Origin of the sequence: Brevundimonas sp. P7753 (genome assembly GCF_013386595.1) — a bacterium.
Taxonomy (GTDB): domain Bacteria; phylum Pseudomonadota; class Alphaproteobacteria; order Caulobacterales; family Caulobacteraceae; genus Brevundimonas; species Brevundimonas bullata.
Window position 1 is genome coordinate 1 of record NZ_JACARP010000014.1, and the last position, 16,259, is coordinate 16,259.

Annotated in this window: 4 protein-coding genes; all 4 read left to right on the forward strand. The window is 68.7% G+C overall.

Going from position 1 to position 16,259, the window contains the following annotated elements; translation table 11 throughout:
* A partial coding sequence (locus HX774_RS03180; protein ID WP_178824151.1) for a TonB C-terminal domain-containing protein occupies window positions 1–485 on the forward strand: 485 nt, incomplete at its 5' end.
* Window positions 486–518: 33 nt separating this feature from the next.
* Window positions 519–2,237, forward strand: coding sequence for a putative porin (locus tag HX774_RS03185; protein ID WP_178824153.1), 1,719 nt, complete (start codon window positions 519–521; stop codon window positions 2,235–2,237).
* An 8-nt stretch (window positions 2,238–2,245) separates the two neighbouring features.
* Window positions 2,246–2,779, forward strand: a complete 534-nt coding sequence (locus HX774_RS03190) for a hypothetical protein (RefSeq protein ID WP_178824155.1) — start codon at window positions 2,246–2,248, stop codon at window positions 2,777–2,779.
* A gap of 109 nt (window positions 2,780–2,888) precedes the next feature.
* Window positions 2,889–16,205 carry a filamentous haemagglutinin family protein gene (locus HX774_RS03195; protein WP_178824157.1) on the forward strand — a complete coding sequence of 4,439 codons (13,317 nt, stop codon included), beginning with the start codon at window positions 2,889–2,891 and terminating at the stop codon, window positions 16,203–16,205.
* Window positions 16,206–16,259 lie beyond the last annotated feature (54 nt).

A 16,259-nucleotide genomic window follows, 5' to 3' on the forward strand; every position in this document is an offset into this window, starting at 1 on the left:
AGGTGGTGCAAGAGAAGCCGCCCGAGCCGACGCCGACCCCGATGGATCAGCCGGTCGAGGCTGCGCCTCCGCCGCCGGATGCGCCGTCTGAACCGACGGTCGGGGACAGCGCCCTGACCGCCCGCGAAGGGGCCGGGCCGTCCAACTACGGTCTGGCGCGCGGCGACGGCTCGGGGACCCGCATCGGCGGGCGTCCCGGCGGCGGCGACGGCGGTTTCGGCGCCTATGGCGAGCTGGCCCGTCGTGAAGTGACCCAGGCCGTCCAGGGCGAACGCGACCTGAGCCGGGGCCGCTACTCCGCCCAACTGGCGGTCACGGTCGACGCCGAGGGCCGGATCACCTCGGTCCGTCTGCTGCGCGGCACCGGCGACGCCCGTCGCGACGCCGCCCTGCAACGCGCCCTGACCGGCCTGAAGCTATCCCGCCGCCCGCCCGACGGCCTGCCCGTCATGCGTATCGAACTGAACGCCCGAAGCGGCGCCTGACCTCCCTCCTGACACTCCTGGGGATTATCGTAAATGAACCGTCCTAACCGCCTCAAACCGGCCCTGATGGCCTGCGCCGCAGGCCTCAGCCTGCTGGCCGCCCAGCCGGCCTTCGCCCAGACCGTCGACTCCGCCAAGCTGCTGGAGCTGATGGTCGCCAAGGGCCTGGTCACTCGCGAGGAGGCCGACGGCCTGCTGGCCCAGGCGACGGTCGCTCCGACCCCTGCGCCGGTCCCGGCCGGCGGCGTGGCCAACGGGGTGCAGACCATCCCCTATATCCCGCAGGTCGTCCGCGATCAGATCAAGGAAGAACTGCGCGCCGAACTGGGAACCCAGGCTCAGGCCCAGGGCTGGTCGGCGCCCGGCCAGACGCCGGAATGGACGCGCGGCATCACCCTGTCGGGCGACATTCGCGTGCGCGGCGAAGGCGTCTTCATGGACGACAATAACGCCGACATCTTCGTCGATTACGGCGCGATCAACGGCGGGCCCGGCCAGAACATCAACGACAAGACGCCGGGCTATGTCGGCCCGCCCTACCTCAACACCCTGGAAGACCGCCAGCGCGCCCGCATCCGCGCCCGCTTCGGCCTGAAGGCCCAGATCGACAGCTGGATCTCGGCCGAGGTGCGCGTGGCCACCGGCAATGACAGCTCGCCCGTCTCGACCAACCAGACGCTCGGCGGCGGCGACGAGTTCGGCAAATACGCCCTGTGGCTGGATCGCGCGGCCATCCGCCTGACCCCGGTTCAGGACGTGGCCCTGGACTTCGGCCGCTTCGGCAATCCCTTCTGGACCGGCGATCTGGTGTTTGACGACGACCTGAACTTCGACGGGGTGGCTGTCTCGGCGCGCCATGCGCTGAACTCGGGGTTCGCCGTCTTCGGCACGGCCGGCGCCTTCCCCATTTTCAACACCGACTTCAACTTCGGCTCGCGCAATGCGCCGGAAGGCAAGGGCGGGCCGTTCGAGAGCCGGGACAAGTACCTGCTGGCGGCCCAGCTGGGCCTGGACTGGACGCCGCGCGACGACGTGCGCGTGCGCGCCGCCGTCGGCTACTTCAACTTCGACGGCGTGGAGGGCGAGGTCTCCAAGCCCTGCCAGTTCTACGAAACCGTCTGCGACACCGACCCGACGCGTCCGCAGTTCCAGCAGTTCGGCAACACCATGTTCCCGATCCGCAATGTGGTCGCCGATCCGCTGAACCCGATCACCAGCCCCGAGAACCAGTATTTCGGCCTGGCCTCGGCCTATGAGGTGCTGAACGTCCGCGCCAGCCTGGACTTCAACGCCTTTGACGGCGTCGGCTTCCGGGTCGAGGGCGACTATGTCGAGAACCTGGGTCTCGACGACGCCATGATGCGTCTGCGCGCGGTCAACAACCTCGGCCCGTCGACGACCGTTCCTGATCCGACCAACGCCAACGGGACCGTCACTCTGCCGGGCGCCTGGGACGGCGGCTCGTCAGGCTGGTCGGTCAAGCTGACGGCGGGCCGGCTGGACCTGGCGTCGCGCGGCGACTGGAATGTTCACGCCGGCTATCGCCATCTCGAATCCGACGCGGTTCTGGACGCCTTCACCGACAGCGATTTCCACCTCGGCGGGACTAACTCGCAGGGCTGGATGGTCGGCGGCGCCTACGCCTTCGGCAAGAACACGGCGGTCAGCGCCCGCTGGCTGTCGGCCGAGGAGATCGCCGGCGCGCCCCTGTCGGCGGATCGCCTGCTGATCGACCTGCTGACCCGGTTCTGATCCGCGCCATGACGACGGCTTTCGCCCTTCTGCGCTCGACCCTTCGCCGCGTCGCCTTCGACGGGTCGATGGCGCGCGCCTGTGCGGACGCTGTCGTCATGCGCTCTCGGTTCGTCGTCTCGCCCGGTTCACGCCCGTTCCGGGGCGAGGCGATGCGGGCGGGCCGCCTTGGCATATCCCCTGTCAAAGCGGCCCGTCTTCTTCCGCTGCTGGCGCTTGCGCCCGCAGCGGCCCTGGCTCAGGATTCTGCGCCCGCGTCGCCGTCCGTCAGTCTTTGCGTTCAGGTCGATGTCGGGGGTGATCGCGCCGGTCATCTGGATTGCGCCGCCGAGGCGTTGCAACGCGCCGCCCGCATCGCCCAGAGCCAGGCCCGCGCCGCCTTCGAGGCGCCGACGCCCGACGTGCGCTCGTCCGACCTGACCGTCGGCGTCGTCAGCCAGACCGCTGTGCGCCAGCGGCTGGGCTCGAACTTCGGCCAGTCCGTCCATCCCCAGCGTCCCGCGCGGCCCGCGCCGTCGTCGCGACCGGGAGGACGCCCATGAGCCGCCCCGACCTTTCCCTTTCTCAGGCCGAGGGCGCCCCGCGCCCCGTCTGCTCCCTCATTCGCCAGACAGCCGCGCTCGCGGCCTCTGCTCCTCTGGAGATCGCCCGATGATCCGTCTCGACTCGCGTTCGCTGCGCCGCCGTCTGCTGGTCGGCGCCTCGCTCGGCTCCCTGATCGTCGCCGGCGCGGCCGAGGCCCAGAACCGGGGCGGCTTCGGCAGCCGGGGCGGGGCGGGCGCCAATCCGACCGCTGCCGTCAGCCAGGCCATCCAGGCCGAGGCCGGTCGCGCGGCTCAGGCGTCGTCCGCGAGCCAGCGCGCCATCGCCTCCTTCGCCCGCGCCGCCGCCACGCGCAGCGCTATGAGCGCGGCCCAGAACGCCGCCCGCGCCGCCGCTCAGGCCGCTCAGAGCCATATCCCCAACGGCCTGGGGCAGGGCGGGCTTCAGGTCGCCGACGGCGTGACCCTGGACCCCAATCTGTGGATCGGCGCCAATGGTCCGACCCAGACGACGGAGGCGGATGGCCGCACCACGGTCACTGTCGGCCAGACCGAGCAGAAGGCCATCCTGACCTGGGACAGCTTCAACGTCGGTCGCGAGACGGACCTGGTCTTCAACCAGCAGGGCCGTTCCGACTGGGTCGCCCTGAACCGCGTCACCGACGCGAGCGCTGATCCGACCAAGATTCTGGGCAGCATCAAGGCTGACGGCTCGGTCTACATCATCAACCGCAACGGCATCATTTTCGGCGGCGCCTCGCAGGTCAACGTCCGCAACCTGATCGCCTCCACGGCCAATATCTCGGACATCCAGTTCCGTGAGCGCGGCATCTACGCGACCGAGACGCCCAGCCCCAACTGGTGGGAGCCGCCGATCCTGACGCCGGCCTTCACCAACGCCAGCGGCGCGGTGAAGGTCGAGGCGGGCGCGCGGATCACCACGACCAAACCGGCCACCGTCGTCGAGGGCGGCGGCTTCGTCGCTCTGATGGGGTCCGAGGTCGAGAACGCCGGCTCCATCGTCACGGCTCGGGGCCAGACCCTTCTGGCGGCGGGCGACAACTTCATCCTGCGTCCGGGTTACGGTACGGCGGGCAATCCGAGCTCGACCACGCGCGGTCAGGAAGTCGCCATCACCCTGAACGCCGGCAGCGACGCCGGCCGGGTGGTCAACAGCGGCGTGGTCGAAGCGACCGAGGGCGATATCACTCTGGCCGGACGTCACGTGGTTCAGGACGGCGTGGCCATCGCCACCACCTCGGTCAATACGCGCGGCACCGTTCACCTGCTGACGGACCTGAGCGACGCCGAGTCCAGCGTCACCCTGACCGACGACAGCCTGACCCTGATCCTGCCGGAACTCGACAGCGACGCCACGGCGACCAACGCCCAGCGTGACGCCCTGCTGGCGGAATCGGCCCTCGGTGTCGGCAGCACCATCCTGTTGAACAACCAGGGCATCAACCGGCTCAGCTACATGCTGCCCGACCGCAAGGACATGTCGCGGGTCGAGATCTCCACCGGCGGCTCGGTCGAGTTCCAGGGGGCGTCCCAGACCATCGCCCAGGGCGGCCAGATCGCCGTTGTGGCGATGAAGCGCACCACGGTCCACGACGGCGCCGAACTGAACGTCTCGGGCGTGCGCGACGTGGCCATGGACATGGCTTCCAACAATCTCAAGGTGAACATCCAGCCGTTCGAGCTGCGCGACTCGCCGCTGAACCGCGAGGGTGAAGGCCTCAAGAACAACGACGTCTGGATCGATATCCGCGACCTGATCCTGCTGCCCAGCGGCACGGGCGGTCATGAGGGCGATCGCTACTACACGCCGGGCGGCCTGATCGAGGTCGGCGGCCATCTGGGCAACACCGCCCACGGCATAGGCGAGTGGGCGGCTCAGGGCGGGACCATCGCCATCTCCAGCAAGGAGATCGTGGCCCACAAGGGCGCGGTGTTCGACATCTCGGGCGGGTCGCTGGACTACGCCGCCGGCTATATCCAATCGACGCGGATGCTGGGCTCGGACGGCAAGTTGTACGATCTCGGCAAGGCGCCGGCGGGCGTGAAGATGCTGGCCGTAGGCAACGCCTTCGTCGTCAATCATGACCGCTGGGGCGCAGCCTTCCAGGAGGTCTATGCCCAGCCCCTGTTCAATTCGTCGCGCAGCGTGCGTTGGGAGGCGGGCTATACCGTCGGGCGCGACGCAGGCGTCCTGTCGCTGTCGGCGCCGACCGTCCTGTTCGACGGCCAGATCGTCGCTGACGTGGTGGTCGGCGACCGCCAGACGGGCGTGCGCCCGACGACCCCGCCGGTTATCAAGGACGGCGGGATCTCGGGTGACTTCCCGCAACGTCTGGACGGCTATGACCTGCCTCAGAACGTCACCCCGCTGGCAGGCGGCCTCTATGTCGGCAACAAGCTGCACCAGACCTATGCGCCCGTCCTGACGCAGGAAGTTCCGTTCGCCAACACGGTGATCGTGGGCGAAGGCGGCGGCTCGGTCGGGGTCGAGGCGGGGGCGGCGCTGATGCCGGATCTGCTGAACACCGTCCTCCTGTCGGCTGAGGCCCTGAGCGAGGCGGGACTGGGTTCGCTGCGCGTCAACGGCGGCTCCATCAAGATCGAGGGGGACCTGACCCTGAGCCCCGGCGGCGACGTGGCCATGCGGGCTCAGACCATAGACGTCGAGGCCGACATCACGGCCCGCAGCGGCTCGATCTCACTGGCCGCGGTTCCGCCTTGCAGCGCGGGCTGCACCGCCGTGACGGACCTGACGGTCGGGGAGGGCGTGACGCTGGACGCCAGCGGCCTGTGGGCCAATGTGAAGACCGGCGGCGACGTTCGCGACCTGGCGCACCTCGAAGGCGGCTCGGTCATGCTGGAAAGCCGCCAGGGCAACCTGACCCTGTCGAAGGACAGCCTGATCGACGTCTCGGCGGGCGGGGCTGTCCTGCTGGACGGCAAGACGGTCGGCGCCAAGGGCGGCTCGGTCGGCCTGGCCGTCGGCGCCGAGCCGCGCGCCGTCATGGGCCAACTGACGCTGGACGGCGCCATTCACGCCTATGGCTCAGGCGAGAAGGCAGGCGGCACGCTGACGGTCTCGGCTGCTGGTCGCCCGATCACCATCGGCGAGGCCGTGCTGGGCGGCGGCGAGGAACTGGCTGCGGGCGAGCCCGCGCCCATGGACCTGCAGCTTCTGGAAGAACTGGTGCTGAAGGCCGGCGAGGCCCTGCCGTTCGACTATAGCTATACGGTGGACCGGATCCCGGCCGGACAGCCGCTGCCGGGCACGGCCAATGTCGAGTTCTCCGGCATCACCCTGACCGGCGAATGGACGATCCCGGATGGGGTGGAGGTCTATGACGCCGACTACAAGATGTATTTCGGCGGGACGGTGTTGCCGGCCGGCTTCTATATCGAGCTGGGCTATGGGCAGTTGCCGGGTGGCACGATCGTTCCGGCCGAAATCTGGCCGGACGGCATCAGCATTCCGCCGGTCGCCTACACCTACGCCAAGGGCGAGATTCTCCAGGCCGATCTGATCCTGCCGGCGGGGCGGACCGTCACCGCCGGGACCGTGTTCCAGACCGCAATCAAGGTCGCCAAGCCTCTGCACCTTGAGGCCGACCTCTTCCAGACCGGCTTCTCTCGCTACGACATCCGCGCAGGCGGCGACCTGCATGTCGGCGGCCAGCTGGATGTCAGTGCGCCGGTGCGTCGCTTTACGGCTGACAGCGCCAACATCGCCAGCGGCGCGGCGCCGCAGGACGCCATGGAGCTGTGGACGCCGGACATGCTGCGCGAGGACGCGGCCAACGGCCGGTTCGTCCAGCGTCAGGGGGCCAGCCTCAATCTGACGGCCCACGGCCTCAGCGAGCGCAACTGGATGACCGGCTATGGCAACCCCATAACCGACCCGCGCCCGATCGGCGAACTGGTCCTGGCCGAGGGCGCGAGCATCCGCGTCGACGACGGTCAGTCGGTCAGCCTGACCGCGATGGAGGGCATGAGGATCGACGGCCGTATCGAGGCGCGCGGCGGCAAGGTGACGCTGCTCGCGGGTCGCGAAGAGAACGAACGGCGCGACTATCAGCCTTCGGAAATCGTCTACAACCCGACCACCGCCCTGTGGCTGGGCGAGAACAGCGTCATCGACGTTTCGGGTCGGGGCGTGAGCGCCCTGGGCGCCGACGGCGCGCGTTACGGCCACGTCTCCAAGGGCGGCGAGATCACGGTCGGCGGCAAGCGCGCGGCCTATGTGGTGGTGCGTCCCGGCGCCGTTCTGGACGCCTCGGGCGCCTCGACCGAGATTGACTATCTGACCTCGGCGCTGACGGGCGACAAGGGGACCCTGACGGTCGCCAGCGACGGCGGCGCGATCCGCTTCCAGTCGCAGTACGGCATCTTCCTCGACGGCGACATGCGGGCCCATGCGGGCGGCGCCGGCGCCTCGGGCGGGCTGCTGTCGGTTACTTTGAACACGCCCTATGTGGCGCAGTTGGGCCTCGGCTCGCGCGACATGCCCGACTACATGCGCCGTCTGCGCAGCATCATCCTGGGCCAGGAACAAGACAGCGGTCTGACGGCGGACCTGCAATATGGCGACTGCGTCACCGGCTGCTGGACGCCGGGCCAACTGGTCGCCGACGCCATGGCCGCCAATGACGGCTTGGCCGATGTGGTCGGTCAGGCGCGGATCGGGGTGGACCAGATCACGGCGGGGGGCTTCGGCAGCCTGACCCTGGACTCGTCGGACGTCGTCCTGCTGGACGGGGCGGTGAACCTGAAGCTGGCGCGCAACCTGACCCTGTCGGGGACCATCGGCGCGATGGGCGACAGCGCAGACCTCGATTCCAGCCTGAGCGCCGCCTACGTCCGGTTCGTCGCCGCCGGCTCGATGAACGGCAACAACCTGGTCCGCTCGGAAGACGGCCGTCCGGCCCTGTTCAAGATGCCGGAGATCGGCGCGGGCCGGCTGACGATCACGGGCGGTCTGGTCGACATGGGCGGGGCCCGTTTCGGCGTCAACGGCTCGATCGGCCTGTCGGGCGGTCGCCAGCTTGACTACGAATACGCCGCGCACGGTCAGATCGACGTGGTCAGCCGCAGCGACATCCGCATGACCGGCGGCGAGGTCAATGCGATCAGCAATATCTCGCTGACCGCCGCCCAGATCTATCCGACGACCGGCGCGACCGCGGCCATCTATGCGGGCAAGTACGTCTACACCATTCCCGGCACGACCAACTCCTACAACTCCCTGGTGCCCGGAGGCGTCGTCAGCTTCCACAAGCTGGAGGGGGCGACGCCCGCCGCGCCGTTGTCGCTCTATGGTTCGCTGACCGTGGGCGCCGACATCATCAATCAGGGCGGGGTGCTGCGCGCGCCGCTCGGCTCGATCGTTCTGGGCGTCGGCGGCGACAAGTTTGTTCCCGGCCTCGACCAGCTGGAGCCCGGCCAAAACTACTGGAGCGAGGTGTCGGTCACGACTTCGGAAGTGAACCTGCTGCCCGGCAGCCTGACCTCGGCCAGCGCCAAGGATCTGGTCATTCCCTACGGCGGGACCATCGACGGCCTGATCTGGCGTCTGAACGGCGCCGACCTCAAGTCCACCCTGAACAGCCAGGGCGTCACCGTGGTGGGGTCGCTGCGGGCCGATGAAGGTTCGGTGCTGGACCTCTCGGGCGGCGGCACGCCGGCGGGCGCGGGCTTTGTTCCCGGTCGCGGCGGTTCGGTCGACGTCCTGAAGACGGCGCTGGCCAATCTGAGCCCGGCCTTCGATGGTCTGAGCCACGCCGACAATAAGGTCTACGCCATCGTGCCGTCCTATGGCGGCTCGGTCGCGCCGACGACCATTGACGGTCACGCCCAGCCAGGCGTCGGCCAGCAGATCGTCATTCCGGCCGGAATCGAGGGTCTGGCGGCGGGCGTCTATACCCTGCTGCCCGCCGAATACGCGCTGATGAACGGCGCCTTCCGGGTGGAGCTGGGGTCCAACCTGCCGGCGGGCAGCGGAAACCTGACGCATCTGGCGGATGGGTCGACCCACCTGGGCGTGACCACCTCGATCGCCAACACCGACATCCGCAGCGCCCTGAAGGTCGAGGCCATCCTGACCCCGGCCAAGGTGGTCCGCACCTATTCCCAGTACAATGAGACCAGCTTCGGCGAATTCCTGCTCAAGGCGCCGGCGTCGGCTCAGTTCAATAATCCGCTGCCGATCCTGCCCGAGGACGGCAAGACCTTCCTTCTGGCCCTGACCCCGCCCAAGGCCGACAGTGATCGTCCGGCCTTCTCCTTCAAGGGCAAGGGTCTGTTCGATGCAGCCAAGGGCGGCCTGGGCGGCGCGCTCGCCGTCGTCGCCGGCTCCTACTACAGCAGCGGCGACTACACCCTGGAGATCCTGGCCGACGGCGCGACGGGCTCCGAGAAGTCCCTGTCTCTCTATGCGTCCGACCTGAATGCGGTCGGCGCGCGGATCATGACCCTGGGCGGGGTGTCGCACCGGGTCTCCACCAGTCTGTCGAACAGCATCCAGGTGCTGGTCGGCGCCGGCATGCCCAACCAGCCCAACTTCAGCTACAGCGGCTTCGCCGGCGTCGTCGTGCGCGAAGGCGCAGTGCTGGAGGGGCCGCAGGTCCTACTGGTCGCCGACCGCAACGCCGACATTCTGGTCGAATCCGGCGCACGGATCACGACCCTGGGCAAGGGCGACCCGGCCTTTGACTCGACCATGGGCTACACGCTGATGGCCAACAATGTGAACCTGCTGGCCGTGTCGAACGGCCTGCTGGAGTTCACCAGCAATACGGCCGCCGCCGGCAGCACGGGCGTCATCACCGTACAGGACGGCGCGTCCCTCTATTCCGACGGCACGCTCAGCTTCGTCACCCCCGGCGCGGTCAGCCTGGGTGAGAACGTCAACTATGGCGCGCGCTACCTGGCCTTCGCCTCGGGTGCGGTGAACATCGGGACCAGCGCGGCCCTGGCCGAGGCGGCGACGGACGGCGTCCTGCCCTCGGGCATCGCGTTGAACCAGTCTGTGCTGGACCGTCTGATGGCGGGCGACCAGAGCGCGGGCGCGCCCAAGCTGGAGCGGCTGATCCTGTCGGCCAGCCAGTCGGTCAACTTCTATGGCTCGGTCAGCCTGGACACCCGCGACGCGGCCACCGGCGTTTCGAAGCTGCAACTGGTGCTGAACACTCCGGCCCTCTACGGCGCAGGCGACGCGGGCGACGTGGCCCAGATCACGACCGGAACCCTGGTGTGGAATGGCGTTCTGGGCGTCCAGGGCGACCAGTGGAACGCGGCCGTCATCACCGGCTTGCCGGGCGCGCCGATCCACGGCGGGCCGGGCGAAGGGCTGGGCACGCTGAACCTGATCGCCGACCGCATCGTCCTGGGCTACCAGGACGGGCTGGCGATCAGCGCCAACCTGCCGCTGAACCGGCTGGCCCTGGGTTTCAGCACCGTCAACCTGACGGCGACGCAGCGCATCGAGGCCAACCACAAGGGCGATCTGGCCGTCTATCAGTCGCAGGCCGTCTATGGTCAGGCGGGGCAGGGCGGCACGCTGAACCTGACCACGCCGCTGCTGACCGGACAGGCCGGGTCCAGCCTGCACTACAAGGCGGGCGGCGCGATCAACCTGAGCGCGCCTGCGGGCGCCACGGCGGCCGAGACCGCCAAGCCGCAGCTGGGCGCCGAGATCAAGATGACCGCCGCCAGCATCACGGCGGACACCACCATCGCCCTGCCCAGCGGCCGACTGGTCCTGACGGCGACCGAGGGCGATATCGTCCTGGGTCAGAATGCGCGCCTCGACATGGCGGGCAGGGCGACCGACTTCTTCGATGAGACCCGCTACAGCTGGGGCGGCGACGTCGAGCTGGAAAGCGCAAAGGGCGACGTCGTCCTATCCTCGGGGTCCAAGATCGACCTGAGCGCCGACTACAACCATGCGGGCACGTTGAAGGTCACGGCGCTGAACGGCGCGGCGACGCTGGACGGCGTTATCGAGGCCCACGCCCGCAACGGCGACAAGGCGCCTGACGCCTCGCTGCGCAACGGCTCCATCGACATCCGCGCCAACGTGGTCAGCGACTTCAAGGACCTGAACGAGCGCCTGACCGAAAGCGGCGTCACCGAGAGCCGCAGCTTCGTCATCAAGACCGGCGACCTGGTCATCGGCGACGAGGTCAAGGCGCGTCAGGTGACGATCGCGGCGGACGGCGGCGATCTGATCGTCAACGGCCGCATCGACGCCAGCGGCGCACGCCCCGGCGCGATCCGCCTGTCGGCGGGCGACGACCTGACCCTGGCCGCGACGGCGGTGCTGGACGCCAGGGCCGACACTGTGGCGGTCGACGGCTATGGCGCGCCGATCGAGGCGTCCAACCGCGCCAATATAGAACTGGCCAGCGGGGCCGGAACCCTGACCCTGACGTCGGGGGCGACGCTGGATCTGTCGTCGCCGGACGGCGTGAACCGGGGCCGGGTCGAGCTGAACGCCCCGCGTCTGGGCGGCAATGACATCGCCATTCAGGCGGGCGGCGCGTTGACGATCAAGGGCGCCGACAGCCTGTCGGTCAACGGTTTCCGCACCTATCAACCGGCAGGCGGCGTCATCAGTCAGGCCCTGATGGATGACATCCATCTGGACAGCACGGCCTTTATCAACGCCGCCATCGTCAACCAGGCCCTGTTGGAGCGTCTGGCGGGACTGCGCGCCTATCAGGACGCATTCCATCTACGTCCGGGCGTGGAGCTGGCCAGCGCGCCGGGTCAGAGCCTGAGCGTATCGGGGGACCTGAACCTGGCCGGCTATCGCTACGCCAGCCTGAACGCCGACACGCAGATGACCGGCGTCTATGGCTCAGGCGAGGCCGGCGTCCTGCTGGTTCGCGCCGCCGACGACCTGAACATCTACGGCAGCATCACCGACGGCTTCGGCGAGCCTGCGCGCACGCCGGACGACAACGGCTGGGTGCTGTATGGTACCAGCGAAGCGGGCGGCGTCGGCGTCTGGCCGGCAGACCACCAGCTGTCGGCTCCGGTGAAGCTGGCCGCCGGCGCCAGTTTCCCGACCGGCGTCAAGCTGACCTTCGACGCGCCGGTCGACGGCTTCAGCGTCCTGGGCAACACGGTGATCGGCGCGGAGACGCGTCTGGCCCAGGCCGTGACCCTGCCGCAGGACTGGGTGGCGACCTCGGCTATCCATCTGCCGGACGGCAGCGTCATTGCACGGGGATCGATCCTCGAAGCCGGCACGATCCTGCCCGCCAATGCGCGGCTGGAGCAGGGCGCCATGTTCCCGATGACGGTGGCCTTGCAGGCGACGACCTGGCCCAAGGACACGCCCTTGCCGGCGCAGTTGAAGCTGTCCGAGGCGACGCAGCTTCAGGCCGGCGACATCCTGCCGCGCAACACCAATATCGCCATCGCGGGTCTGTTCGGCCTGATGCGCGATCCGGTGGTGCTGGACGCGGCCTATGTCATGCGCGGCGATCCGATCGCGCCGGGCGTCACCACCTTCCTCGGCGGGCGGGATTCCGACCTGGTGCTGGGTTTCGAGATCGAGGTGCGTGACAACAGCCGCGTTTTCTCGGGGACGATCATTCCCTTCGATTTCGTCAGCAGCGAGTACGACTACATTTTCGCCACGGGGTGGACGGCGACGGCGCCCATCTGGGCCAGCCGCGCAGCCTTCGAGGCGGGGTCGGCGCCCCTCTATGCGGCAGGCGCGACCGTCACCAGCTATATCGAGCCTGGGGCCTATTACGGCTCGGGAACCGTCATTCCGACTGACGTGGGCGACAGCTTCGGCATCCTCGCTTCGCGGGTGCCTGCCGGGACCCCGATCAATGTGTTCGAGGGCGAGGTCGCGCTGAACCGCAACATCACCCTGGCGGCAGGCGTGACCGTGCCGGCGGGCGTCAACCTGCAGCCGCTTGGTCAGACCCTGCACAACACTCGGCCGGTTCAGGCTGACGGGACGCAGGGCCGTATCTGGGCCGTGGCGCCGATGCTGGCGGCGGGATCGCAGTCCTGGTCGATGCGCTTCGTCGCGGGCGCCGACATCGGTTCGTCGGACGGGCGCACTCTGCGTGCGGCGACCGACCTGGCCAATGCAGGCCATTCGGGCGACCTGACCCTGTCGGACCGTCACTACGTCAATCCGCAGGCCTCGGCGGCGGACGGGTTCTCGCCCAACTGGCTGACCGGCATGAAGCTGATGCAGAACTTCAGCGTCATCCGCACCGGGGTCGGCTCGCTGGACCTGCTGGCGGGCGGCGACTACGAGCAGATGTCGCTGTTCGGCGTCTATACGGCGGGTACGCCCTCGGCGGAGATCGGCGGGCTGACGCTGGACGGTCATAACGTCTACAACCAGCCGCGCGCGACGCTGGCGGGGTCCAGCGGCATGGCCAATCCGTGGATCGGTCAGAACTTCGACGGCTACGCCGCCTCGAACCAGGACTATCAGGCCTGGTATCCCGAGCACGGCGGCGATCTGATGCTGGCGGTTCAGGGGCGACTGACCGGCTACGCTACAGATCGCGACTCTGGCTACCAGCGGGTCGGCAGCGGCTCGGTCGGCAACTGGCTGTGGCGTCAGGGCGGCTATGGCGTCACCGACGGTCAGTCGGCGCAACTGGGGCAGGACGTGCCCACCGCCTGGTGGATCAACTTCGGCGGCTATGTCCCGAACAACGCCGGCAGCTTCAACGACTACGTCAACTTCAACGCTCCCCTGCTGGAAGGCTTCATGGGCATCGGGGCCCTGGGCGGCGGCAATCTGATCGTGCGCGCAGGCGGCGACGCCGGGGTGCATCAAAACTGGGCCCTGAACTCGGCCGGCTATCCCGACAGCAACCTGGGCCGGATCGCCAGCACGGCGCTGAACTTCGCCGTCGGCGGCACGGGGCGTGTGACTTCGGTCATCCGCAACGCCGGCGTCGTCGTGGACGGTACGGTGGTCCAGACCGGCGGCGGCGACATCGACATTCGCCTGGGCGGCACGCTGAACGCCGGAGCGGGCGCAGCCACGCCTTCGCCCCTGGCGGGCGGCGGCGTCGTCAACCTGCGGGGCGATACGGCCATCATGGCGGGGGGCGTAGGCGCCACGGCCTACGTCGGCGGGCGGGATGAACTGGACCCGCGTCGCTTTGATCCGCTGCGGACGCCGTTCCAGGACGCCTTTGGCGGCGTCACCCTGGTTCTGGGAGACGGGAGCGCCAGCCTCAATACGCGGGGCGATCTGGTCCTGACCGGCATCGGCGATCCCGGCTCGACCGTCACCTCTATCGCGGGCGTCTCGGTCGGCTATGTGAATGCTTCGGGTCAGTTCATCCGCCCCGACGGCCTGATCATGCAGACCAGCTTCTCGCTGTGGAGGGACGACACCCACATCGACCTGTTCAGCGCCGGCGGCGACGTGACCCCGATCACCGGGGGCGACGGCGATGCGGGCGGTCGTGAAGGCCGTTACTGGTATCCGCCGATCCTTCGGGTCACGGCGGCCCAGGGCAACATCTACTGGAACGCCGGTCGATGCGACGACTACAACTGCAACGCAGGCATCCTGCCGCTAGAGCTGGCGCCGTCGCCCCTGGGGCAGGTCGAGTTCCTGGCCGGGGTGTCGATCCTGGGCGGCGGCTTCCGGGCCACAGACAGCGCCGGCCCCTTCGCCGCCGGTCGACCGATCGCCCTGTCGGGGATGTCCAACGCTCTGGACCTGCTGCCCAATCCGTTCCGTCCGGTGTGGATCACGGAATGGCGCAACTTCGTGACGGCGGACCCGAACGCGGTGAAGCCTGTTCAGGGCAACGCCATGAGCATCGGCGGACTGACGGCCTTCCAGAAGGACACGGCCACGGGAACCCTGATCGCCGGCCGCAAGGCGCCTGCGCTCTTCTATGCGGCGAACGGCGACATCAGCAACGTGAGCTTCGGCTTCATGACCTATGAGGGGCAGTCGCAGCTCTATGTGAACTCGGGTCCGGTCGATCTTCGGGCCTCGCGCGACATCGTCAACCTCGGCACCGGCACGGGTCTGGGTTGCCCGCCGGGCGGTCCGGCGGAATGCCGCGCCGCCGCCTATCTGTTCGGCGTCTTCAACCAGGGCGGTCTGGTGGTGCACAACGACCCCGCCGACATCTCGCTGATCTCGGCGGGTCGGGACATCATCTACGGCAACATGACGGTGGCCGGTCCGGGCAACCTGGTCGTCGAGGCGGGGCGCAACATCTATCAGGCGGACAACGGTCGCTTCACCAGCGTCGGCCCGCTGTTCGACCTGTCGCCCTCGACCCGCAACGGCGGGGCCGGAATCTCGATCCTGACCGGGGTCGGGGCGGGCGGTCCCAACTATGACGCCTTCACCGATCTGTATCTGGACCCGGCCAATCTGGCCGAGGTCGGGCGGCCCCTGGCCGATCAGGACGGCAAGGTGGTCAAGACCTACGACGTCGAACTGGTCCAGTGGCTGAAGGATCGCTTCGGCTACGAGGCGTCCGGCTCCGAAGACGCTCTGACCTACTTCAACGGTCTGGATCGCCAGCAGCGCGGCGTCTTCGCCCGACGGGTCTATTTCGACGAGCTGAAGGCGGGCGGTCGCGAATACAACGACCCCAATGGTCCGCGTTTCAGCAGCTATCTGCGCGGTCGCAACGCCATCGCCGCCCTCTTCCCCGATAAGGACGCGCAGGGTCAGGCCATCTCCTACGCCGGGGATCTGACCCTGTTCGGCGGGTCGGGCGTGCGCACCCTGTTCGGCGGCGACATCGAGATGTTGGTGGCCGGCGGTCAGGCGGTGGTCGGCGTGGGCGGGGTGGCGCCGCCTTCGACGGCGGGCATCCTGTCCATGGGCTCGGGCGATATCGACATCTACTCGCTGAAGTCGGTGCTGCTGGGCCAGAGCCGGGTCTTCACCACCTTCGGCGGCGATCTTTTGATGTGGTCGGCCGAGGGCGACATCAACGCCGGGCGGGGGTCCAAATCGACCGCCGTCTATCAGCCGCCGCGCCGGGTCTATGACGGCTACGGCAATGTCACCCTGTCGCCGCCGACCCAGAACACCGGCGCCGGCATCGCCACCCTGAACCCCATCCCGGAAATCCCGGCGGGCGACGTAGACCTGATCGCGCCTCTGGGCACGATCGACGCGGGCGAGGCGGGCATCCGGGTCTCTGGCGACGTCAACCTGGCCGCGCTCCAGGTGGTCAACGCCGCCAACATCGAGGTCCAGGGCGACGCGGTAGGCATTCCGGCCGTGGCGGCGGTCAATACCGGCGCCCTGACGGCCGCCTCCTCGGCCAGCAGTTCGGTGGTGGCCGAGGCCGCCCGTCTGGCTGAACGCGCCCGTCCCAAGACCGGCGACATCCCCGCCATCATCACCAGCCGCTTCCTCGGCTTCGGCGAGTAACTGACAGCGGGAGGGAGGCCGACGCGCCTCCCTCCATGCGCCCCATTCTGACTG

Excerpts from the sequence above, each read along its gene's own strand:
- HX774_RS03185 (WP_178824153.1), top strand. The coding sequence starts at position 519 with ATGAACCGTCCTAACCGCCTCAAACCGGCCCTGATGGCCTGCGCCGCA.
- HX774_RS03190 (WP_178824155.1), top strand. The coding sequence starts at position 2,246 with ATGACGACGGCTTTCGCCCTTCTGCGCTCGACCCTTCGCCGCGTCGCC.
- HX774_RS03195 (WP_178824157.1), top strand. The coding sequence starts at position 2,889 with ATGATCCGTCTCGACTCGCGTTCGCTGCGCCGCCGTCTGCTGGTCGGC.